Annotated in this window: 18 protein-coding genes; 6 read left to right on the top strand and 12 right to left on the bottom strand. The window is 32.1% G+C overall.

Annotated features, from left to right (window positions below):
- The 3 genes from ACJMLB_RS02780 to comC all read left to right on the top strand — a co-directional run.
- A partial coding sequence (locus ACJMLB_RS02780; RefSeq protein WP_405323440.1) for a beta-CASP ribonuclease aCPSF1 occupies nt 1–1,423 on the top strand: 1,423 nt, incomplete at its 5' end.
- A gap of 271 nt (nt 1,424–1,694) precedes the next feature.
- Nucleotides 1,695–2,714, top strand: coding sequence for a phosphoribosylformylglycinamidine cyclo-ligase (gene purM, locus ACJMLB_RS02775; RefSeq protein ID WP_296869120.1), 1,020 nt, complete (start codon nt 1,695–1,697; stop codon nt 2,712–2,714).
- 143 nt (nt 2,715–2,857) lie between these two features.
- Nucleotides 2,858–3,886 (top strand): L-sulfolactate dehydrogenase, encoded by a 1,029-nt coding sequence (gene comC, locus ACJMLB_RS02770; protein ID WP_295605982.1) that lies wholly within the window; start codon nt 2,858–2,860, stop codon nt 3,884–3,886.
- A 579-nt stretch (nt 3,887–4,465) separates the two neighbouring features.
- On the opposite strand, the gene ACJMLB_RS02765 is transcribed toward comC, so the two are convergent.
- From ACJMLB_RS02765 to ACJMLB_RS02740, 6 genes are all read right to left on the bottom strand, one after another.
- Nucleotides 4,466–4,858, bottom strand: a complete 393-nt coding sequence (locus ACJMLB_RS02765) for a hypothetical protein (protein WP_295605980.1) — start codon at nt 4,856–4,858, stop codon at nt 4,466–4,468.
- Between the two features lie 94 nt (nt 4,859–4,952).
- Complete coding sequence (locus tag ACJMLB_RS02760; RefSeq protein WP_295605978.1) at nt 4,953–5,339, bottom strand: putative zinc-binding protein; 387 nt, start codon at nt 5,337–5,339, stop codon at nt 4,953–4,955.
- Between the two features lie 221 nt (nt 5,340–5,560).
- The gene (locus ACJMLB_RS02755) at nt 5,561–7,489 is read right to left on the bottom strand and encodes a DNA-directed DNA polymerase (protein WP_295605976.1); all 1,929 of its coding nucleotides are present in this window, start codon (nt 7,487–7,489) and stop codon (nt 5,561–5,563) included.
- A gap of 45 nt (nt 7,490–7,534) precedes the next feature.
- Nucleotides 7,535–8,599 carry an AI-2E family transporter gene (locus tag ACJMLB_RS02750; protein WP_295605974.1) on the bottom strand — a complete coding sequence of 355 codons (1,065 nt, stop codon included), beginning with the start codon at nt 8,597–8,599 and terminating at the stop codon, nt 7,535–7,537.
- A gap of 65 nt (nt 8,600–8,664) precedes the next feature.
- A complete protein-coding gene (locus ACJMLB_RS02745; protein WP_295605972.1) occupies nt 8,665–9,474 on the bottom strand; it encodes a dihydroorotate dehydrogenase electron transfer subunit in 810 nt (269 codons plus the stop codon).
- A gap of 17 nt (nt 9,475–9,491) precedes the next feature.
- The gene (locus tag ACJMLB_RS02740; protein ID WP_295605970.1) at nt 9,492–10,403 is read right to left on the bottom strand and encodes a dihydroorotate dehydrogenase; all 912 of its coding nucleotides are present in this window, start codon (nt 10,401–10,403) and stop codon (nt 9,492–9,494) included.
- 268 nt (nt 10,404–10,671) lie between these two features.
- Between ACJMLB_RS02740 and ACJMLB_RS02735 the strand changes: the two genes are divergently transcribed.
- Nucleotides 10,672–11,901, top strand: coding sequence for an NOP5/NOP56 family protein (locus ACJMLB_RS02735; protein WP_296855689.1), 1,230 nt, complete (start codon nt 10,672–10,674; stop codon nt 11,899–11,901).
- A 95-nt stretch (nt 11,902–11,996) separates the two neighbouring features.
- On the top strand, nt 11,997–12,641 hold the full coding sequence (locus ACJMLB_RS02730) for a fibrillarin-like rRNA/tRNA 2'-O-methyltransferase (protein ID WP_405305627.1): 645 nt from the start codon (nt 11,997–11,999) through the stop codon (nt 12,639–12,641).
- 951 nt (nt 12,642–13,592) lie between these two features.
- Here ACJMLB_RS02730 and coaBC read toward each other — a convergent pair.
- The 6 genes from coaBC to ACJMLB_RS02700 form a co-directional block, all read right to left on the bottom strand.
- The gene (gene coaBC / locus ACJMLB_RS02725; protein WP_295605965.1) at nt 13,593–14,777 is read right to left on the bottom strand and encodes a bifunctional phosphopantothenoylcysteine decarboxylase/phosphopantothenate--cysteine ligase CoaBC; all 1,185 of its coding nucleotides are present in this window, start codon (nt 14,775–14,777) and stop codon (nt 13,593–13,595) included.
- Nucleotides 14,778–14,928: 151 nt separating this feature from the next.
- Complete coding sequence (locus ACJMLB_RS02720) at nt 14,929–15,477, bottom strand: PsbP-related protein (protein WP_295605963.1); 549 nt, start codon at nt 15,475–15,477, stop codon at nt 14,929–14,931.
- Between the two features lie 41 nt (nt 15,478–15,518).
- Nucleotides 15,519–16,268 carry a hypothetical protein gene (locus ACJMLB_RS02715; RefSeq protein ID WP_295605961.1) on the bottom strand — a complete coding sequence of 250 codons (750 nt, stop codon included), beginning with the start codon at nt 16,266–16,268 and terminating at the stop codon, nt 15,519–15,521.
- Between the two features lie 214 nt (nt 16,269–16,482).
- A complete protein-coding gene (gene pheA, locus ACJMLB_RS02710) occupies nt 16,483–17,310 on the bottom strand; it encodes a prephenate dehydratase (protein WP_295605959.1) in 828 nt (275 codons plus the stop codon).
- A gap of 253 nt (nt 17,311–17,563) precedes the next feature.
- Nucleotides 17,564–18,382 carry an HPP family protein gene (locus ACJMLB_RS02705; protein ID WP_405288609.1) on the bottom strand — a complete coding sequence of 273 codons (819 nt, stop codon included), beginning with the start codon at nt 18,380–18,382 and terminating at the stop codon, nt 17,564–17,566.
- A 250-nt stretch (nt 18,383–18,632) separates the two neighbouring features.
- A complete protein-coding gene (locus tag ACJMLB_RS02700) occupies nt 18,633–19,550 on the bottom strand; it encodes a CBS domain-containing protein (RefSeq protein WP_405323432.1) in 918 nt (305 codons plus the stop codon).
- Nucleotides 19,551–20,081: 531 nt separating this feature from the next.
- Here ACJMLB_RS02700 and ACJMLB_RS02695 point away from each other — a divergent pair.
- Nucleotides 20,082–21,200, top strand: a complete 1,119-nt coding sequence (locus tag ACJMLB_RS02695) for a DNA polymerase subunit beta (RefSeq protein ID WP_405323429.1) — start codon at nt 20,082–20,084, stop codon at nt 21,198–21,200.
- Nucleotides 21,201–21,330: the final 130 nt, after the last annotated feature.

The following is a 21,330-nucleotide window of genomic DNA, read 5'->3' as shown; positions in this document are numbered from 1 at the left end:
GACTTTAGGTGCAAGAATCCACCAAGGCGGAAAATATGATAATGATTGGACCAGATTAACCGCTATGGGAGGATTTAAAGAGGTAGGGCGTTCCTGCATGTTACTTCAAACTCCAAACAGTAGAGTGTTGCTTGATTGTGGAGTAAACGTAGCAGGGCAAGATGAAAAAAGTTCATTCCCAATGCTTGGAGTTCCTGAGTTTTCAATTCAAGACCTTGATGCAGTTGTAGTGTCTCACGCTCACTTGGACCACTGTGGATTCATTCCTTACCTTTACCACTATGGATACGAAGGTCCTGTATACTGTACCTCTGCAACAAGAGACTTGATGACCTTATTGCAATTGGATTACATTGACATTGCACATAGGGAAAACAACCCACTTCCATTTAATGTAAAGCATGTGCAAAAGATGATCAAGCACACAATCACTCTTGACTATGGAGTAGTAACAGATATATCTCCAGACATCAAATTGACCTTGCATAATGCAGGTCACATTTTAGGTTCCGCTATGTGCCACTTCCACATTGGTGACGGTGCACATAACTTGCTCTACACTGGAGACTTCAAATACGAAAGAAGCAGACTCTTGGAACCTGCAACCACAAGATTCCCTAGAGTGGAAAGCTGCATTATGGAAAGTACATATGGTGGACACGAAGATGTTACCCCATCAAGAAACAATGCAGAAAAAGAATTGATGAAGACCATCTACAAAACATTAAAACGTGGCGGAAAAGTATTGGTTCCTGTATTTGCAGTAGGAAGAGCACAAGAATTGATGATTGTGCTTGAAGAGTACATGCGCCATGGAATGGTTGAAGAAGTGCCAATCCATCTTGATGGTATGATCTGGGAAGCAACTGCAGTGCACACTGCAAGACCTGAATACTTAAGCAAAGACTTAAGGGATCAAATTTTCCATATGGGAAGAAATCCATTTATTGCAGAATCATTCAATAAGGTTCAAAACAATGCTGAAAGAAAACAGATTGTAGAAGGAGAACCATCAATTATCCTTTCAACATCTGGTATGATGACTGGTGGAAACTCTGTTGAGTACTTCAAATGGTTATGTGAAGACAAGAACAATTCCATTGTTTTCGTAGGTTACCAATCAGAAGGATCCCTTGGTAGAAAAATCCAAAAAGGACACAAGGAAATCCCATTGGAAGATGAAACAGGTAAAAAAAGAATCTACAATGTTAAAATGGATGTTAAAACCATTGAAGGATTCAGTGGTCACTCCAACAGAAGACAATTGATGGAATTTGCAAAAAGATTGCACCCAAGACCGGATAAGATCATCACTTGTCACGGAGACCCATATAAAACTGTTGACTTAGCTTCAAGCATTCACAGAAGTTATAAGGTAGAGACCAAAACTCCACTTATTCTTGAAGCAACCAGACTTCAATAATTTTAAATATTTGTAAAATATTTTTTTTAAAATATTTTATTTAAAAATTTTTTAAATATTTTTTTAAATATTTCATATTTAAAACTAAAATTTATTTTTTTTTAATTTTTAATTCAATTTTACCATTAATTATTCTAAATAATTAATATAATATAAATAATAGCTAAAACAAATATTATAATGTTAGCTATTATTTAATTGTTAATAATAGCCTATTAAAATAAAACTTTGAAAAATAAAAAATTATAGAAATTATTATTAGGTGAATTTTATGGTTACTTACTCAGAATCTGGTGTTGACATTGACCTTGAAGCATTAACCGTTTCCAAATTAGCTTCAAAATTGCAGCCAACATTAGAATACAGAAATATTATTACTGACAGTGGACACTTTGCAGCATTAGTTGAACTCGGCGATAAGGCTATTGCTATGAGTACTGATGGTGTAGGAAGTAAAATATTAGTTGCAAAAATGATGGAAAAATATGATACTGTTGGAATTGACATGATTGCAATGGTAGTAAACGATATCCTTTGTGTAGGTGCAGAACCAATCGCATTAGTTGACTACTTAGCAGTTGAAGAACCAGACCCAAAAGTAGCTGAAGAAATTGCAGACGGTCTTGTCCAAGGGGCAAAAGAATCTCAAATCGCAATCATTGGTGGAGAAACCGCTTCCCTTCCAGGAATTGTAAAAGACTTTGACTTAGCAGGAACCGGTATCGGTTTTGTAGACAAGGATAAAATCATAACTGGTGCAGATATCCAAGAGGGTGATGTATTAATCGGTCTTAGAAGTAGCGGTATTCACAGTAATGGTTTAAGTTTAGCTAGAAGAGCAATCTTTGAAGAAGGTGGATTTGATGTTAACGACAAAATGCCTAATGGCGAAACCACTATCGGAGAAGAATTATTGAAACCAACCCAATTGTATGTTAAATCAATTGTTGACCTTTTAAAACATGACTTTAACATTAAAGGTCTTGCTCATATGACTGGTGGTGGAGTAAACAACCTTTCAAGACTTAAAAAAGGAATCGGATTTGACATTACCGATTATCCAGAACCACAAGACATCTTTAAATTGATTTATGAACAAGGAGTTCCTTTAGAGGAAATGTATAAGGTTTTCAATATGGGTGTAGGATTTTGTGTCATTGCAAGCCCAGAAGAAGCAGATGCTGTTGTAGAAGCATTGAATGAAAACATTGAAGCACAAATTGTAGGAACAGTAACTGCTGAAGAAAAGATTACTGTAAAAACATTTGAAGGAACTGTAATTGAATATTAATTCAATGCAAAAAAGAACAAAAAAGAAAATAAAAATACATAAAATTCCAATAATAATTTTAAAAATAAATTAGAAATTAATTATAAATAAATTAATAATTACAAAGATATTTCAACAAATGCCAATCATTAAGGAGGGAAAATATGAGAATTAGTGTTGAAAATGAAAGAAAACTTGTAAATGAAATCTTAATCAACATTGGAGTGCAAGAAGATCATGCAAAGATCATTACTGAAGCAACTTTAGACTCTGATTTAAAAGGTTTCACTTCACATGGACTTGGAAGATTCCCACAATACATTAGAGGAATCAATAACGGTTTCATTGAAACCAAAGGAGATTATGAAATTGTCAAAGATGAGGATTCCATTGCACTCATTGATGGAAAAAGCTTATTCGGACAATACATTGCACATGAAGCAATGATGATGGCAATCAATAAGGCAAAGGAAACTGGTATTGCTGCAGTTGGTACATTCAACTCAAACCACTTTGGAATAACCGGTTATTACTCTGACTTAGCTATTAGAAATGACATGATTGGTATTGTAATTTGTAACACTGAACCTGGAGTAGCTCCTTTAGGTGGTAAAAAAGCTATTCTTGGAACTAACCCAATAGCTATTGGTATCCCTTCTGAAACTTATATTGCTGTAGATATGGCAACTTCTGTAAGCGCAAGAGGAAAATTATTGGAAGCTAAAAGAAAAGGTGAGGAAATCCCTCCAAACACTGCAATTGACAAGGATGGAAATCCAACCACTGATCCTGAAGCTGCATTAGAAGGTTCTATCCTTCCATTCGGTGGAGTTAAGGGATACGCTTTAAGCTTTATGATTGAAATTATGACAGGCCCTTTAGTAAACGCTGCATTTGGTACTAAAGTAACCGGTACTGCAGGAGACTATAAGGAAGACTGTAACAAAGGAGACTTGTTTGTTGCAATCAATCCTGAAAAATTCGTTTCAATTGACGCATTCAAAGAGCAAGTGGAAGAATTCGTCACAGAAATCAGAGAATCCGGAAACACTTTCATCCCAGGAGATCTCGAAGTAAAAAGAATTGCTGAAAATGAGAAGAATGGTTTAGAAATAGATGAAAAACTCTATGAAACATTAAAAACCATTTGTGATGCTGAAAATATAGATTTAGACAGTTACTTAACTGAATAGATCTAACTTTTTTTCTTTTTTTATTCTTTTTTACTATTTTACTATTTTACTATTTTTACTTTTTACATTTTTCATTAACTGATTTTTTTATAAATTTCTAATCTACTATTTTTAAAAATTTTTTAAATTTAATAATTTTAAAAAAATTGAAAACTTAAATTTCATTTTTCACTGATTTTTATAAAAATTTTTATGAAAAAAATACTAAAAATTTAACTTTCTACGACATGTGAAAATTTTTATAATAAAAGTTCATTAAAAGATAGTTAAGATTAAAAACTATTAAAATAATTGATCATATATTAAAAATACTGAAAGTATGAAACATATTGTAAATTTTGATAATTGATAATCTACATCACACAGATGAGAAATGAGAAAATAATGAAAAAATGAAAAAATTATTTTTTGAAAAAATGAAAAGTGAAATTTTTTAGAAAATAATTGAATTGGATATTTTGAAAGAATAGAAAAGTGAAATTTTTGAAAAAATTAAAATTTAAAAAATCAATTAAAAAATATTGTAAAAAAATTTTAAAAAAAATAGAAAATAAATTTTTTAATAAAAAATTAAAAAAATTAAATTGCACAAGATGGTGCAAATCCTAAATTATTCAATAATTTATCAAGCCCTTTTTCTGCCATGACCACATCATCAACTAAACAGAATATTCCTAACTTGCCTTCCTTAATGAAATTTGAAAGTTTGCTTGCATCATCCAAAAGTTCAGATGCATCATCTTCAGCAATTGTAAAGAACAAATCTGTTTCCATCATATTAAGTGAACTGTTTACATTGAATTTGGAATCAATAGCTCCTTCTGTTCTTTCAATGAGGAGGAAATTCTTGTCAGTCTCACCAACAAAGAATGCAACTTTGGTTCCAGGGCTTAAAACTGCAAAATATTGCTCACTGTCACTGACAAACTTATCCCATAAATTATTATCATGAATCTTGACTGGCTTTACCATAAAATCACCTTTTAGAAATATTAGGAAATGAATAAGAAAATTATCTAAAATAATTAAGAAATTATCTAAAATCAAATTAAGAAAATTATAAAAATTATTCTAATTCAATTTCTTTGATCTTGTTTTCAATAACTTCCTTCACTATTGAAACACAGATTTCCCCTTCTTCATCCAATCTTGCAGCATCATTTGCCTTATGCTCAGTTTCAGCTAAAATGTCTCCAACATTAAGTTCATCGACAATTTCAATACCCTTTTGCTCTAGTATTTTTCCAACACAGTTTCCTTCACAGCCATTAATAGCTAAAATAGGATATTTGTCAAGCATTCTTTTAAAGCCAGTGACATTTGCAGAAGTTGAACCCATACAAATGGATAAGATTTCCACATCATCAATAGCTAAGTCATGAACTGCAACTCTTGCAACCAAACCGTTAGGACTCATACCGCTACATGCTGCCAAAGCAATTTTCTCTTCCATAATCATACTTCCTTTAAATTATTATAATTAATTATTCAATAAATGTGATTTTTAATTTTTAATAGAAATTATATAAAATTTTAATAAATTTAATATAATTTTTATAGATTTAATAAAATTTTAATAGATTATAAATTTTTAATAAATTTAATAAATTTTTATAGATTTAATAAAATTTTAATAGATTTAATATAATTTTTATTTTGATAAAATTTAAATTTCTATTCCTTTTTCATTTCAGGCACATACTTTGCATAGAAACCATCAGTATCTGCATAAATTGCCTTGAAACCATAATCTTCCGCTTCTTTCATTGCCTTTTTAATATGCTGACGTCCCCAAGCAGTAATTGATTGGGCACATTCAAATGAATACCAACGGAATCTCAAGAATCCATAAACTCCATACATTGTATTTGCCAAACGTTTCAATGCTTGCTGCTGAACATCCAAACTCTTTTTCAGGATTGGATCATCAGTTGCCTTCATCCTATTCTTAACAGCAAACCTTTCATTAAGAATATCCTCTAAAGCTGAAGGAATAAATCCTTGAGGCTCTTTCTTGAACTTGAAGAAGTGTTCTGGTGAAATATAATATTCCTCATCATCATCTATCGCAGAAGAGATTTCCTCTTCCTTAAGATTATCTATTTCATCATAGCCAGTTTCATAATCTTCAAAGTCTTCAAATTTGGCATTATAAGATGAATTGTCATGTACCAAAACATCTGGAGAAATGTTTTTTGAAATGATTAAAGTAGGGTACAGACTCTTGAAGTCGAACTGAACCAAATTCTCATGCAAACCAATTTCTGGCTCTTTCACATAACCTCCGGAGTTGCTGCCTCTCTCCTTGATGTTTTTCATAGTCATGTTAGGCTTATTCGGCACAACCTCATCAACTTCATAAGCTTTTCTAACCAAATACCACTCAGCTTGTTGACCGGTTGCCATACGGGTTACATCAACAAAAGGCTGTCCTACTATACGGGTAAGTTCCAAATTCAAAGGCAATGTTTCCTGAGCAATCTTCAATGTGGATACGACATCATCCAAGGAATACTTGAACAGGTTCTTAAGTTCCTTGCCTCCATTGTCCCAGAATTCATAAATCCTGTCTCCAGGAACATCTATCTTTTCCTCTCCAAAGAACTCAAAGTATACTCTCTCTAAAGTGTATCTGTCAAGAGACATGTATCTTCTCATTACCAAGTACAAGTCAACATGAAGAAGTCCTTTGAATGTAGCTGCATTATTGTAGCCTCTTCTAATGAACTTGATGCTTGATCCATCAACACCTAAATCCAAATCAAGGCCCCATATCTTTGCTCTATCCTTAAGGTAAGGGAAGTCAAAGACATCAGAGTTATACCCTATGATAATGTCAATATTGTTTTCCTTGACAGTCTTGATGAAAGATTCGATCATTTCCTTTTCAGAGTCAACCTTTTCTATAAAGTACATTTCAGGGTCATGCTCAAACTCATCACCTTTAGTGGAAATGACTTTTCTAACTCCTACATTGCTGTCGATTCCAATCATGATTATTTCATCCTCATCAGGATTAGGCATTCCATGAGGGTTTCTAACTTCCAAGTCAAAGCTCATCATCCTGAACTCTTGGAAATCAGTGTTTGCAGTTTTAGGAGCTTCATTCAATTTAAGGATTTCAAGGGAATCATTATCACTGTCTATGGTTTCAAATGAGTCAATAATTTCCCCTTCTAACTCCAATTCAGCCATAGGAACCAAACCATTGTCAATAAGATATCTTCTATAGAATGGAATGTCATGTTCCCTAAGCTGTTTTACAGAGTCCAAATCCCAAATCTTGTCTCTGTATTTAGGAACATCTTGAGGATGGTTAAAGCTGATTTTAATGAATTCGGTAGGAACTTGGAAATCCTTTTTAAGGACTTTTTCAATTTTTGTAAACTCCAATTCCTCTTCCTTTTCAAGTTCTACTAAATCCTTCATACATTCATCAATATCATTTACAGGCAAAATATACAAATAAGGGACAAAACTGTCATCCAATGCAATCAAGTCATTGGATTTTTCTCCCTTCACCTTACCGAATAATCTCACGACGGGCTTTTCATCATGAGTGATATAATCAATGTCTAAAAGAACAATATTTCTTTTTACCATCCTATCGACCTAATTTTTTATAATAATTAATAATTATCAGATTCATTATTTTCCAATTTCTCTCTCTAATTTATCCTTTTCCAACTCTTCCTTAAGGGACTTGATAACTGCATATGCAATTCCCAAAATCAAAGGACCCAATATGAAACCAACAATTCCAAATACATAAGGTCCTGCCATAAATCCAACCAAAAGGATTAAGGAAGGCATGTCAGCATAATTGCTTGCAAGCATTGGACGAATGTACATATCACTCAAGCTTAATACGAATCCCCATAATATTGTAAGGATTCCTTGAACTATGTCTCCAGCAACAAAGAATGCATAGATTGCCAATGCCCAATAAACTATCCATGGACCGAAGATAGGAATCAGCTGTGCAATACCTGTAATGATTCCTAAAAACAATGCAAACTTATATCCTAAGAGATAATAACCTATACCTCCCATAACACCGATAACAATAGCTGTCAGGAAATGACCATAGAAGATGGATTTTAGAACATTTGCAACATCATCCAAGGTTCTTTCAAAGAAAGCCCTATGCTCTTTTGGAATGAATACGAAAATATATTCCATAACCTTATCGCCATCACGAGTGAAATAATAAATGGAACAGATTAGGACAAACAATTGAACCAGCACATCTGAAAAATTCCTTATGAACCTTATGGCATAATTGAATATGTAAGTTAAGGCTTCATGCACTCCACTAGTCAATAGCCCTAAGTAAGGTTTAACTAATCCTTGAAGTTCCACAGGCAATGCTTGGACAAATGTGTTAATAGCCAAATTCAAATCAATCCCGGAACTTACAGAAAGATTATGGGAAGCGAAAAACATATTCGCAAAAACTGCTGTTTCCCAAAATACGTATATGAACAATAGTATCAATGGAATGATTACCACTATTATCGCCAGGAATATTGAAATTGAAGTGATCTTGATTTTTGATTGAATCCTATTGGCAACTGGTGTGATACCATAAGCAATCATTGCTCCAAGCAAAATCATATTCAATACCGGCATGACTGTAAATAATGACAATAATAAGAAAATTATTATAATCATTATATGTAGGCCATATTTGCTTTCACTAAGATTAAACATGTTATCATTAAATAAATTATTGTTAATATTTTTTTAAATTAAATAATATTGAAACGTTAATTGATTTAGAAATACTCTTTCATTCCAGATGCAGTTCTATGGAATTTACCGAACTCAACGATTTCAGAAACCTGATCAGATGAGAAAACAGGCCCTTCAGCACATATTCTCCAACCGGTATTGTCTACACAGCATTGACCGCAAACACCTATAGCGCATTTCATATAACGTTCCATAGAGTATTCACCTTCAATCATATTGGATTCTAAGCTACCATACAATGGTCTCATCATAACTTCAGGACCACATACAACAGCCCAGTCATACTCCTTATGCTCAATCAATTGCAATACCCTATGAGTTGCGAATCCTTTAAACCCACATGATCCGTCATCAGTGCAAGTATAAACCTTTGCACCTTTAGCTTTTAAACGTTCATCGAACAATAGCTCATCCTTGGTTTGTGCTGCACAAACAACATCCACTTGAGCCTTATTTTTCAATGCAGCTTCAGTGAATGAAGCTATAGGAGCCATTCCAACTCCACCACCAATAGCTAAAACTCTCATGCCCTTTAAATCGGTGTCAAACCCGTTTCCATACGGACCTCTAAGACCTAACTTGTCACCTTCCTTAAGTGTATGCAAGTTTTCAGTAAACTCTCCAACTTTTTTAACTGTTATTCCAAGCTCGCCCTTGCCGACATCGATGTAGGAAATGGACATTGGCTTTTCATCCTTGAAATTCCAAACCATTACAAATTGACCAGGAGTTGGAATATTTTCACCAACCATAGTCCAATCAAAAATGAAAGTCTTGATTGTAGGAGTCTCTTCTATAATCTTTTTAATCTCTAAAACTTGAGGTACATTCATTCTATCACCCACTAAAACTATGGCTCCTTATGAGCAAAGCCCACCATATCATTAATTGAATCAAATTCACTTTCCTCTATAAACTCTTCCAAATCACTTGTAATCCTTCCGAATATTTCAGGACCTTCATACATGATTGAAGTTCCGATTTGAACAGCACTTGCACCTGCATAGAGGAACTCTATAACATCAGCATAATTGCGTATTCCACCAACACCAACAATTGGAATGTCAGTTGCGGCAAATGCATCATAAACGCAACGAACAGCTATTGGCTTAATTGCAGGCCCACTCATTCCACCAAACTTGTTTGCAAGTATTGGATTTCCAGTTACAATATCAATTTTCATTCCAGGACCTAAGGAATTGATCAATGTCAATCCATCTGCTCCAGCTTCTTCAGCTGCAACTGCAATTTCTGAAATGTCAGTTACATTTGGAGTCAATTTTGCAAGAATAGGCACATCAACAGCATCCTTGACTGCCTTTACAACATTTTTAGTCAATTCAGGGTTTTGTCCAATGGATGCACCATAACCTTCCATTGCATGAGGACAGGACACATTCAATTCAATCATATCCACCAAGTCCTCTACCTTTCCTGCAACATATGCAAACTCATCAGGAGTTGCACCATAAATTGAAGCGATTGACTTGCCCTTTATGCGATCAACCCTTTCCAATTCATCGATGAAAGCTTCAACTCCAGGACTTGAAAGACCAATAGCATTAATGATTCCTCCCTCTACAGCAACTGTAGTGGGATTCTTATAACCATCATTAGGTTCCTTTGAAAATGATTTGGATACAACTGCACCAGCACCAGATTTTAAAATCCAATTAAGGGAAGATGCATGGCTCCCCAATACTCCTGCTGCAAGCATCAATGGATTCTTTAACCTGACACCACATAACTTAGTTTTTAACATGAATAACCTCCAATAAAAACATGAAATCTGAAATATGATCTTAAAATTATTAAGTTTTAATCTTTTAATTATAAATATAATTTTTCATAATTATTTTTATAATTATAATATAATTTTATACTATTTTAATATATGAAAACTATATGATATATAATTATTTGATTTGAAAGTGAAAAATAAAGGAAAATTTTTTAAAATTTTACAAAAATGGGGAAAAATTATCTAAAATAATGTAAAATATATTAGATAAAAAAATTAAAATAAGATTATGGAATTTTATATAACACAATGTATTGCAGGATTTATTGCATTTGATGAAGACCTTCAAATTGCTGATTATAAATTATTCAAAGAAGATGAAGTGGTTTCCAATCTCATTAAAATAGAGGAAAATGAGATATTAAACGAAGAGATCGAACTCATTAATGGAATGAAATTGAATTCAGAGAGTGGAGATAAGATCATTATAGAAACCACCAAAAGGAAATCCCAATACAAGGAACTTGAAAATTATGGAAATATTGAAGTGAAAACTCCTAATAAAGGTGGAGAACACTTAAGAAACAATATTGAAAATGTGTTTGAAGAAATAGGATTTTCAAAAAGTCAGGATGAAATCATTCAGATTTATGAAAAGCTTGCAATCCACAAAATCAAAAAATCTTCACAGGAAGAGGACAAGCTATTGATCCAAGCAATTAACTCTGTAGATGACATTGATGAATCAATCAGCAAATTGGTTGAACGTATTCGTGACTGGTACACAATCTATTTCCCTGAAATGGATACAATAAGCAATAATGAGACTTACATAAAGCTAATTGCTGAAAGTGAAAACAGAGAGGATATTTTGGAAAACTTCAATGAGCATTTCAGTGAAGAAATTGAAGAAAGCACAGGTGCTGACATTGAAGAATCCGATTTGGCCATGTTAAAGAGTTTTGCAGAATCCATCTATTCACTTCAAAAGTCAAGAAAGGAACTTGAAAATTATATCGATTCTAAAATGGAATCTATTGCTCCAAACTTAAGAGACTTATTGGGGTCCACATTAGGCGCCAAATTAATTGCACATATCGGAAGCATTAAAAGATTAGCAACTTATCCGGCAAGTGTTATTCAAATAATGGGTGCTGAAAAGGCAATATTCAGACATTTGAAAACTGGAGAACGTCCTCCAAAACATGGATTGATCTTCCAACACCCAAGCGTTCGTGGCGCTAAATGGTGGAACAGAGGAAAAATAGCTAGAAACTTAGCTTTGAAGATTACACTCGCTGTGAGAAAGGATGTGTTCTCTGGAGAGTATGACCCAAGCATTGCTGAAGATTATCTTAAAAAAGTTGAGCAAATCGAAAAGGAAAATCCATTCCCTAAAAAGACAAGCCAAAAAAGGGCAAAGGAAAGAAAGGCCGAAAAGGACAAAGGGAAAGGAAAAAGCAAGAAATATAAAGGAAGCAAGAAAAACAAGAAGAATAAAAAGAAAAGAAGAAAATAAGCAATTGACTTTTGATTGCAACCTAAATTTTCCAATATTAAAAATCTAAAAATCTAAAATTCCAAATTATCAAATTCATATAAAGATGTGAAAAAATGAACATATTTTACAAAGATGGTGAAATAGCTACCAGAAACTTACGTCCAGGGATTAAAGTCTATGATGAAAGACTTATCCAAGAGGGAGATGAAGAGTACAGAATCTGGAATCCAAGAAGATCCAAATTAGCGGCAGCATTATTGAATGGATTGGAAAGGCTCGACTTGAACAATGATTCTAAAGTATTATACTTAGGCGCTTCCACAGGAACAACTGTTTCACACATATCTGACATTTGCGATGAAGGCTTAATCTATGCTGTAGAGTTTTCACCAGTTAGCATGAAAAAACTGGTCAGATTATCACAAAAAAGAAACAATATCGTGCCTCTCCTTGCAGATGCTACCAAACCTAAATATTACTTGAACAAAGTGGAAAAAGCAGACTTGGTTTACTGTGATGTGGCTCAGGAAAAACAGAGCGAACTCTTCATGGACAATATGGATTTATTCCTAAAGGAAGATGGACAAGGGCTTATTACCATAAAAGCAAGAAGCATTGATGTTATTCAAAAGCCTAAAAAAATATTCAAGGATGAAGCTAAAAAAATAAAAGAGAATGGTTATTCCATTTTGGAAAAGATTAAATTAGAACCTTATGAAAAGGACCATATAGCTTTTCTTGTGGAGAAATCTTTTTAAAAGAACATATATTCATTTTTGATAAAAAACATTTTTCAAAAACCATACATAACTGCTATTTTAATCTGAAACCACCATTTTGTTATTGAAATTATAAAATAAAAATTTAGCTTTTCAGATAATTATTTTTATCAAAAAATATAAAGAATCATCAAAAAAATAAAACATATATTTTATATAAAGATATTTCAAGAAATTTAAAAGAATAGATATCAATTCTAAGCTCTAAAAACCCTTATTTTATAAGTATTACTTTTTTCAAAAAATTTGATTTCAAAAGAGAAATATACATTAGATTTTTTAAAAAAAATAGATTAAAATTTACTGAAAATAAGAAATAAAACTAATACAATTTTAAAAATTAATCTAAGAATAAATTAACATAATTATTAGTAATTTTAAGTAAAAATAAGAATTTAGCATAATAACGAACAATCTCAAAAAAGTATTACTACTGAAAGCTTTTTATATAAGAATATTACAAATATATATTTGCTAATGCAATAAAAAAAGAGTTCATAAAAATATCCTCTAGGTTAATTCACTCATAAAAAACACTCCATAATTAAATAGCTTAGAGGATTGAACTTTTTTTGCAAAATAAACTATTTTTAACTCTTTTTTACTAAATTTTTATCAAAATTTTAAAAAATATTTCTAATTTTTCTTTATTTTCAAAAATAAGAAAGAACTACTAATTTTTATAAAGAAGTAATACTTTTTTTAATTATTATCTAAATAAGAGCACAATATCCTATTAAAAAAAAATAAAGAAAAAATATTTAAATTTTTTATAGAAAAACAAGGAAGAATATGAGAAAAAAATTATATAACGAATAAAAAATAATGAGAATATGATCATCCAAAAAAAATAGAATTGAAAAATAAAAAATTAAAATAAAAATAGCAATGAGAAAAAGAAAAATTGAATCAAACTTTTAAAGTCTGAAATTAATTCAATTTTTTAGAGATCTCATCAAATATGGATTTGGAGATTTCTTTTTTGGAATTTAATGAAACCTTTTTGACTTCATCACTTACAAGGATTACCTCATTGGTTTCAGATCCAAATTCGCATCCATCATGGGAAACATCATTTGCTACAACCAAATCAGTTCCTGCTTCTCTCATTTGAGTCTTAGCACAATCAATCATTTTCTCTTCTGAAATGTTGTATTCCGCCTTGAATCCAATCAAGAATATGTCTTCATTGATCTTTTTGATTCTTTGTATGATTTTTGCAACAGGCTCAAATTCTAAAGATAAATTGTAGGATGAAGATATTTTGGAATCTTCCTTGCTGATTGGAGTAAAGTCAGAAACAGCTGCGGTAGCTATGAAAATATCAAAATCAGGAATCAACTCATCTATTTTCTCATTCATAAGTGTAGTGGATTCTGCATCAACTATATTAAATGCCTTTGGAATTGAAACTTCATGATGTGCAGCTAAAACAGTTAAATTAGCGCCTCTGATGAATGCCTCCTTAGCCAATTCCAAACCCATTCTTCCAGAAGACCTATTGGAAATTCCTCTTATAGGATCGATTTCCTCAAAGGTTCCCCCTAAACTGATCAATATGTTTTTACCTGCAATATTAGACACTTCATCATCTGCAATGCCCTTATTTACCCTATCCAAATTGACCGCCCTTACAGATTCAAGGACTATATCTTCAATAGCTGGGAATTTGGCTTTTCCTTCATCAATGCGAGGATTGACAAACTTAATTCCTTCTCCTTTTAGCTTTTCAACATTTTCACTTACTGCATCATACATTGAATCATGCATTGAAGGAACGAAGACAATAGGGGCGTCATGCCCTTGAGCAGTTATCAAAAGGGTGTTAACAGGATTGTCAGAAATCTTATATGCAAATTTGGAAATGGTATTTGCAGTAGCTGGAGCAACTAAAATCAAATCTTGTTGAGAGTATTTCACATGCTCTATCTTTCCAGTCAATTCCAATACAACTTCTTGGCCAGTAGCAAACTCTAAAGCATTTGGATGGATAATTTTAGTAGCTTCTGTAGTCATGAATGCCTTAACAGAATGGCCTTGCCTTCTAAATTCCCTTGCTAACTTAATGGTTTCGGTTGCTGCAATACTGCCAGTAACGCATAAAACAATTTCCATAAAATCACTTCAATAAATTTAAAATCTTGTAATAAATCATCTAAAATATTTAAATAAACATTTAAAATTTTGCAATAACAAATAATTAAAATCTTATAGTCTATAATAATCTAAAAAAATAAAAATAGTGAATTTTTATCAAATATCACTATTATAATTGAACACTGTTAATAATGAAATCAAAAGTGCCTACAACATTATCGAATTCAGATTCCGGTGCAGAACATAAGATAACATAAATGTCAGATTCCTTTTGAATCCAAATAGCTTTATGCTGTTTTGTTTGATTGTTTGCTACAGAAGTGTAATCCGCTTCCATAGCAGCTGCACCATTGAATGAAACATTACCCATGTATAAAATATTAAAATCAGAATTACGAGCCAATGTATTGTAATTGGAAGTGAATTCAGATTGTAGGGATCTTGCATTTGATTTCTTTTCAATATTCACATTAATACTATTAAAACCTGAGGAATCCTTTGCATCAGGGTCTGCAACCGCTAAAACTGTTTCATTAGAGTTGGATTTTGCAGAAACCCAATTCCCAGGCATTGATAATGATATTCCATTTTCTGAATAATCCACTGATTGCTGTGAAAGGTCATCTCCATCATTATTGCCTATAGGATTATTTATGAAAAATGAAACACCTACAATCAATATAATTAATACTAATCCGATACCAATAATTTTTTTCATATTATAACTCCAAAAAAATAATAGTAGCACCATCAATAAATTTACTCGTCAGTTCCTCCAGAACTACCACCTGAAGAGCCACCTCCAGAAGAGCCACCACCAGATGAACCTCCTCCTGAAGAACCGCCAGAAGATCCTCCACTAGAAGAACCACCACCAGAACTACTACTAGAACTGCCACCAGAACCTGAGGAACTGGAAGAACTAGAACTTGAGCTACTATCTGATGAGGAACTTGAGGAATCAGAACTTGAATCATCATCTGAAGAACCATATTTAGTGGTATTTGAGTAAGATTTTGTATAATTGTAACTGAGAGACTTGTTTACCTTGACTTCAGGAAAAGCAGTGTCATTAATAGTTGCACTAGCAGATAGCATATTTCCAACATCCCCATCTAAACCTATGCTGGACATTCCAAAAGTAATTCCAGCACCGAATGCCACAAGCAAAAATACAACTGCCAATGCAATATACCATGGACTGGTAGTTGAAGACTCCTCTTCTTTTTTTGATACTGTATAAGTCTCAGGATTATGAATGTATTTTCTAACTAACTTTTCCTTTTCTTCCCGATACTTCTGAGAATCATCATGTCTTGATCTGATTGAGGAAGGAGTTTCTTCTTTTCCTTGCATCGCACGAATTCTATCACTAACTTCAATAGTTTCAATCTTATGCCTATACTGGTCAGATAAATAAAGGTATTTCTCTTCAGAAATCAAACCAGCTTCATAATCTCTTTGAAGATTATCTAAAATCTGCATAAGTTTCTTTCTATCTGGATTCATACTTTTACTCCTTATATCGATTGAATAAATAAATATTATACATTAAAAATATCAAACTTTTTTCATTTTATATATTTATGTATTTATATATTATTAATATATGAAGTTTATATTTAATAAATTATACTAAATGCAAGTTAAAAAATAGAAAAATATTGAAAAATTATTGAAGTTTAAAAAAATTCTAATGGATAAAAATAGATTTAATAGAAGATTATTTGAATAAATCTTCACTAAATACAGGATAAGAACCTAAAATCTTAAAGAATGAAGTGTTTTCCTCTAAATGCTTTAAAATACGTCCTATATCATCATCCAATCTATGCCCTTCAAGATCTATGAAAAATATATAATGACCTAATCCCTCTTTAGAAGGTCTGGATTCAATTTTAGTCAAGTTTACATCATTTTCTGCAAATAGAGCTAAAAGTTCGTAAAGTCCCCCTGGCTTATCCTCAAACAATGAAAATGAAATTGAAGTCTTGTCATTTCCAGTGATTGGAGAATCCTCATTATCCAAAACAACAAAACGGGTTTCATTGTTGAAATTCTCTTGAATGTTTGTATCAATAACCTTCAATCCATAGAGTTCCGCTGCCTTTAATGTTCCAATAGCTGCATCTTCACCGGTTTCTGCAACCCTTTTAGCAGCTGCAGCAGTGCTTAATGTATAATGAGCAGTGATTCCATGCCTTTCCAAATAAGGCTGGCATTGGCCTAAAGCCTGTGAATGTGAATAGACATTTTCCACTTCATCTACAGTCATTTCCTTAGCAGCCAATAAATTATGGTTGATTGGAATGACAATCTCGTTTTTGATCTTCAAGTCAAAATTATGAATCAAGGAATCTAAAGTCAAGCTAACTGGACCTTCAATAGAATTTTCAATCGGTACAATACCGCATACGCATTCCCCTCTTTCTACAGCACCCATCACCTGCTGTATTGAACAGTAGGAAATCAAATTGTCACTGACCAATGATGCAGCTTCGTGAGAGAATGTTCCTTGAGGTCCTAAAAATGCAACTTTATCATTTATCATAATAAAACTCCAGTTAAATAATTTTAATTTAAAAATGATATTTATTTACTATTTTTTATATATTAATCATAGTATAAAAAGCAATATGGTAAAAAAACTTAAATAACCTAAGTAAATTCAAAATAATGCATAAAAATAGTACAAAATAGAAAAATAAGAACAATTAATTAAAATTTAAATAAAAAATAGAAAAAAGAAAAATAAAGCATAAGAAAACTTATGCTTAAAACCAAAATCAATCTTGAAACAGTCTCTATTGGGTTTCCATTTCATAAATCAATTTTAGCAAATCTGATTGAGTTACAATTCCTATAATTTGATCTTCATCATCAACTACAGGGTAACCATTATAACCAGTTTCCAACATTGCATCAGCAAGCTGTGGAACTGTTGCATATTGTGAGATTGTTTCCACATTTGCAGACATGTAATCTCCTGCAATCAACTCTTTGATTTGAGAGGATTGATACTTGTCAGGAGTGTGTTTCCTGAATGAAACAAATGCTTTTGCAATGTCTTTTGAAGTAATAATTCCTGCAAGCTCATTGTCTTCAGTAAGTAATAAACGTCCGACACCTGAGTCCATTATAACTTTTCTTGCGTGAACTAAACGATCATCTGCAGATATTGAAATAATATCTGTTGTCATAATATCCTTAACTGAAATCTTTTCATATGCTTTAGCTTTGCATAAATATATGAAATCAGATTTAGTTACGATTCCAACCATTTCACCATCAGATAAAACTGGAATGGCACCGATATTCTTGTCAATCAAGATTTTTGCCACTTCAGTCACATCATCATCCTCATCAACTGTAATCAAGTCCTTGACCATTACAGTGGATACGTGGAAATGTGAAGGAGCCATATTACCATATTTAGCGGAGCCTAACTTATTAGCTATATCTTTTTCTGAGATAATTCCGACTAAAACTTTTTTATTTTCATTGGTACTAGTGACTGGTATTCTAGATAAGTTATCCTTATACATCATTCTTAGACAATCACATATGTTTAAATTCTTATCAATAGATACCACATTTTCAGACATTATATTTTTGATTTTCATAATAACACCAACGATAAAATCCAATGAAATAGCTATTAGAAAGAATCCAAATGAATTGATCGATTTGGATTTCAATAATCTATAGCGTATCTAATCAAAGATATAAACTAACCTACCAATAGCTATCTCTTAAAAGTTCAACAATAGCTACCTGATTGGTCTTCATAAAGAAGAGCAATCACAAAAATACTTAAAGAAAATGGATTATTTAAAAGGAATTAACTAATAATCCAATTAGAAATAAATCTAATTATTCTTTAAGAACTGTATTTAAAATATCTCTTTCAGTGACAATTCCTACAAGTTGATCATCATCAACTACAGGAACACCACCAATGTTCTTTTCAGCTAATAATTCACATAAATCTCCTAATCTAACACTAGATTCAGTTACTAATATGTTTGGTTTAATGATTTCAGAAATTTTTCTTTTTAAAACATCTAAACCACTATTAGAGGTCATAGAAGCAAACATTTCTTTATCACCAAAGAATCTTAAGATATCGGTTGAAGTGACAATTCCTATTAATTTATCTTCTTCAACAACAGGAATTCTTCTTAAGTTATTTCTTACCATAATTTTGGAACAGCTTTCAATAGGAGTTCCAGGAGTGGTAGTGATAACATCCTTAATCATGATATCACCTACAGTTTCATTGGTCAATGAACCTGCAAGCGCTAATGCGAAATCTCTTTCAGTGACTATTCCCACTAACTTTTCTTCTTTATCTACAATAGGTAAGGATCCAATGCCGTTTTCGGTCATTAAATCTACGCTTTCTCTAATAGAATATTTAGGACTGATAGAAATAACATCTCTTGTCATAATCTCTTTTACATGATCATTGATTGCTGCCAAGAAGTTGTCATCATGTTTCTTTTCTATTATATCAAATTTGCTTCCTCCACCAAGGAAGTCAAGAATATCCATAGCAGTTACAATACCCAAAAGTTTATTTGAGCCAGGATGGGTTACTGGTAATCTTCTGAATCCATGTTCTATCATCATTTCAGCAGCTTCCTTAATGGTCTTGGTTGGAGGAATGCTAATGACATCTTTTTTAGCAAGAGTCATGATTTCGCCCTCATTATCAGCTACTTTTGTTTCATGTTCTACAGAACCACGATTCATAGATTTTCTCAAGTTTTTAGTGTTTTTGTCTTTCATTACGACACCTCCGGATTTAATAATTCTTCCAGGTCTAAATTACGAATCATATCATAACAATCAAGTTATAGAACTCTGGGAAATACCATTAACCAGATGACAAATCCAATTGATTATTAGATTCATAAGAGTCTGAAAAACCTCATAGATTCACATCCAATTTAACAATATAGAAATAAAGTCTATAATTACGCCGTTACAATAATAAACGATTCATAATCTATTTTTGAAATTATGGATTTGTTGGAAGTTCTCGTATGCCATTATTTCCTTCATACAAGCTTTTTATCGTTAAAAACTTTCTAGAAATCCAAATAAAAAATTTGAAAAAATGACATAGAACTAACTACAATATTAGATAGGTTTTGATAGTTAATATTATTATCGATTTAATTTTTATTAACTTAAAAAGTATTTAAAAATTTACTTAAAAATCAAATAAATTAAACAAAATTATTATACTTTATTAATAATAAGAATACATAATAAATATTAATAAAAATAATTTAAGAATTACATTTAGGGATTAAAATGGACAAAACTAAAAAAACCGTAAGAACAAGAGATTTTATCATAAGTACAGATGGATTATTATTTGCTTCAACCAATTACATTCACCCTGAAGACAGGATTATCTGCTTTTTAAGATACATTCCTGATGAGAATGGAGATAGGGAAAAGGATGGAATCAGATATTCTAAAGTTGGATCTGAAGAGGCTTATGCATATTTAAGAGAAAATCACCCAGATTACTTATACTTCTGTGACGTTACAAACGTTGAAATGATGGGAGTTCCTATAGATAAGGTTGAAAGAATCATCAAGCCGGAAGAAAGATTGAAAGGGCTTAGAGAAACCTATTATGACGAAATCAACACTAAAGTGACAAATGGTGAAGAACTTGACTATAAAGAGGAACTCTTAAGCAAATTATTTGACCTTTCAGACTTCTTCCATTACGTAGCAGGAATCGATTACGATGACCTTGGAATCTCAGGATCAATCTTGCCAGGACTTCAAAAGGCAGGAACTTCAGACCTTGACTTTGTAGTCTACGGCCTTGAAAACCATAGAAATGCAATCAAGGCATACAAGGATAACAAGGACAAAGCTGTTTTCATAGACGAGTTAGACAAGTCAATCACACTAAACAGAATCAATGATGATTTCTGGGACTTTGTATATGATAAGAGAATAAAAGATGACAGTCTAACCAAAGAAGAGTTCGCTTGGTATGAAGAACGTAAAAGCAATAGAGGACTCATCAGAGAAACCTTATTCGACATTTTAGCAACAAGAAACTACGACGAAATCGAAGGTACATGGGGAGATACAGTATACGAACCAGAAGGATTTGCGAAAGTTAACTGCACAATCAAAAGTGCATTAGGAGCTTTTGACAATCCTGCAGTATACACAATAGAAGATGTTGAAATCCTTGAAGGACCAGATATTGAAATCTCAGAGTTAGCATCTCTAACACACACCTATGCTGGAGAAGTCATCGATGGCGAAGAAGTGGTTGCAAGAGGAAAAATAGAAAAAGTACTTAAAAATGGAGAGTTTGAAAAGTATAGAATTCTTGTTGGAACTACTAGAGAATCTTTAAATGAATATATTAAACTTAGAGAGAGTCCAGTACATAATTAAATCAAATTAAGAGAAAGTCCAGTTTAACTGGATTTCTTATTTTATTTTTTATTATTTACTATTTTTAACTAATTTATCTACCTACATTCAAAACTATTTTTATAATTTTAATATAAATTAAACTATTTTT

Origin of the sequence: Methanobrevibacter sp. (genome assembly GCF_045114555.1) — an archaeon.
In the GTDB taxonomy this organism is placed as follows: Archaea; Methanobacteriota; Methanobacteria; order Methanobacteriales; family Methanobacteriaceae; genus Methanobrevibacter.
This window is presented reverse-complemented; position numbering and strand designations above follow the sequence as displayed.

Bases quoted from the DNA above. Each gene is read 5' to 3' on its own strand.
- purM (WP_296869120.1), top strand. From the start codon at position 1,695: ATGGTTACTTACTCAGAATCTGGTGTTGACATTGACCTTGAAGCATTA.
- comC (WP_295605982.1), top strand. From the start codon at position 2,858: ATGAGAATTAGTGTTGAAAATGAAAGAAAACTTGTAAATGAAATCTTA.
- ACJMLB_RS02765 (WP_295605980.1), bottom strand. From the start codon at position 4,858: ATGGTAAAGCCAGTCAAGATTCATGATAATAATTTATGGGATAAGTTT.
- ACJMLB_RS02760 (WP_295605978.1), bottom strand. From the start codon at position 5,339: ATGGAAGAGAAAATTGCTTTGGCAGCATGTAGCGGTATGAGTCCTAAC.
- ACJMLB_RS02755 (WP_295605976.1), bottom strand. From the start codon at position 7,489: ATGGTAAAAAGAAATATTGTTCTTTTAGACATTGATTATATCACTCAT.
- ACJMLB_RS02750 (WP_295605974.1), bottom strand. From the start codon at position 8,599: ATGTTTAATCTTAGTGAAAGCAAATATGGCCTACATATAATGATTATA.
- ACJMLB_RS02745 (WP_295605972.1), bottom strand. From the start codon at position 9,474: ATGAATGTACCTCAAGTTTTAGAGATTAAAAAGATTATAGAAGAGACT.
- ACJMLB_RS02740 (WP_295605970.1), bottom strand. From the start codon at position 10,403: ATGTTAAAAACTAAGTTATGTGGTGTCAGGTTAAAGAATCCATTGATG.
- ACJMLB_RS02735 (WP_296855689.1), top strand. From the start codon at position 10,672: ATGGAATTTTATATAACACAATGTATTGCAGGATTTATTGCATTTGAT.
- ACJMLB_RS02730 (WP_405305627.1), top strand. From the start codon at position 11,997: ATGAACATATTTTACAAAGATGGTGAAATAGCTACCAGAAACTTACGT.
- coaBC (WP_295605965.1), bottom strand. From the start codon at position 14,777: ATGGAAATTGTTTTATGCGTTACTGGCAGTATTGCAGCAACCGAAACC.
- ACJMLB_RS02720 (WP_295605963.1), bottom strand. From the start codon at position 15,477: ATGAAAAAAATTATTGGTATCGGATTAGTATTAATTATATTGATTGTA.
- ACJMLB_RS02715 (WP_295605961.1), bottom strand. From the start codon at position 16,268: ATGAATCCAGATAGAAAGAAACTTATGCAGATTTTAGATAATCTTCAA.
- pheA (WP_295605959.1), bottom strand. From the start codon at position 17,310: ATGATAAATGATAAAGTTGCATTTTTAGGACCTCAAGGAACATTCTCT.
- ACJMLB_RS02705 (WP_405288609.1), bottom strand. From the start codon at position 18,382: ATGAAAATCAAAAATATAATGTCTGAAAATGTGGTATCTATTGATAAG.
- ACJMLB_RS02700 (WP_405323432.1), bottom strand. From the start codon at position 19,550: ATGAAAGACAAAAACACTAAAAACTTGAGAAAATCTATGAATCGTGGT.
- ACJMLB_RS02695 (WP_405323429.1), top strand. From the start codon at position 20,082: ATGGACAAAACTAAAAAAACCGTAAGAACAAGAGATTTTATCATAAGT.